Source organism: Bartonella sp. AD328YNZD (genome assembly GCF_042196425.1).
In genome coordinates this window covers 1-1,822 of record NZ_JBHIQG010000428.1, presented here as the reverse complement: position 1 = coordinate 1,822, position 1,822 = coordinate 1, and the positions used below count along the sequence as shown (strand labels likewise).

At 41.5% G+C, this 1,822-nt stretch carries 1 protein-coding gene; it reads left to right on the top strand.

Annotated elements, in window-relative coordinates:
• Positions 1–1,689 (top strand): BID domain-containing T4SS effector (locus ACFIO3_RS12505; protein ID WP_375704561.1); only part of this gene is annotated, 1,689 nt, incomplete at its 5' end.
• Between the last annotated feature and the right edge of the window lie 133 nt (positions 1,690–1,822).

The window sequence follows — 1,822 nt, the reverse complement described above, 5'->3', positions numbered from 1 at the left end:
CCTCAGCGTGTAAAAGAGAGACAACAACATAAACCGACAGTTCAAGAGTCCCCCTTCCTACAGACAAAAGTGGCTCCCCCCCCTCCTCCACGCATGAGAGAAAAAACACAAACCGGCACAAAAATCTCCAACTCAAAAATCCAAGAACACTCCTCTCCGCACACAAAAACAGCTCCACAAAGACCTCCACGTGCAAAAGAGAGGCAACAACATAGACCAACAGTTCAAGAGTCCCCTTCCCCGCAAAAAAAAATGGCTCCGCCCCCGCCCCCACGTATGAGAGAAAAAACACAAGCCGACGCAAAAATCCAAAAGCATGAAACCCAAGAAAGCCCCTCCACGCGCATAAAAATGGCCCCACAAAGACCACCGCGTGCAAAAGATAGAGAACAAAATAAACCAACTGCTCAAGAATCCCCTTCTCTACAGACAAAAGTGGCTCCGCCCCTTCCCCCACGCATGAGAGAAAGAGTACAAAACAGCACAAAAATTCAAAATCCTGAAACACACGAACCAAGTGTTAGACCCAAAACATCATCACATATGAAAGTCAGGCAGCAAAGCAGTTCATCATCACAAGACAGTGGAACATATGCCGTCCCGCCTTCAAGAAAACCGCACCGTATGGAAAACAGAAAACAAAGCGATACTGTCGTCCCAAAAACTTCCTCTCCACACACAGCAATTGAACAACCAAAACCGTCTCACGAACAAAAACCATCTATTAATACAATGGAAAGAGAGCTATTGCTCGTAGCATATCAAGAAGAAATACGATTTTTGTGCGAAAAGGTTTATGGCGAACGGCTTATTTTAAGTGAAAGAATAGAAGCAATCAAAGAAAACCCCGATATGGGAGAACAGCTCTTATGGGATGTTACAGAACGGCCTAAGTCTATTTCTAAGCTTGCTGGTAGAAAAGTTCTTGGCATAAAAAATCATGCGCGCAAACAAGCTGAAGAAACTCTTCCTACCCTATGTGCTGCTATTAACGGTTATGTGTATACTTCAAAATATACAAAAAGTGAAAGTATTTCTCAAGGTCCTCACACGGAACAACAACATCAGCGACAAACACAGGAGGAAGAGCTAACAAATCAACATTTACAAAATCCGCTCAATTCAGAAAAGAAAATAAAACCTCTCTCAAATCAGGAAATTGCTCGCAGAGTTCAACAAGATCCATCGGTTCAATATGGTCAAAGAGAGATCCAATATTGGTGCCAAATTGTTTATAAGGATCCATTTATTTTGCAATATAGAATAGAAGATATGCACAAAATTCCAGAGATAGGAGAAGAAATTGTATTTCAAATTGAAAAGGATTGTACATCTTTTGCTCCTCTTGCTGGTAAGCAAGTCCTTGGCTTAAAAAACGGAGCACGAAAAGCTGCTGAAGAAAATCTTCCTACCCTTTGTACCGCCATTAAGGATTATGCTGATACGATAAAACAGTTAAGAGAAACCATTGTGCAAAACCATCAGGCAGAACAACAAAAACGTCATCAACCGCTTAACGATCTCGATAAAAAATTGCAACAGCAGCAAAACTTATCGCAGCCCTCAAAGCTACCTGAACGCTCAACAGCAAAGCGGCATCAAGAAATTGCAGAAACTTCTAGACAAGAACATCAACCGCATGTTCGACCGCGCAGAACCGAAACATCAAAAGCAATGGCTTTGTCGTGATAGTCTAATCATCGTTGACTTTTCATACAAAACTTTGGTGCAATTATCTTGCCAAGATTGCACCAAAGACGGTGTATGAAATACAGAAAACTTTGAATAAGGCACCCCATTATTTTACAGAATTCATTGATAA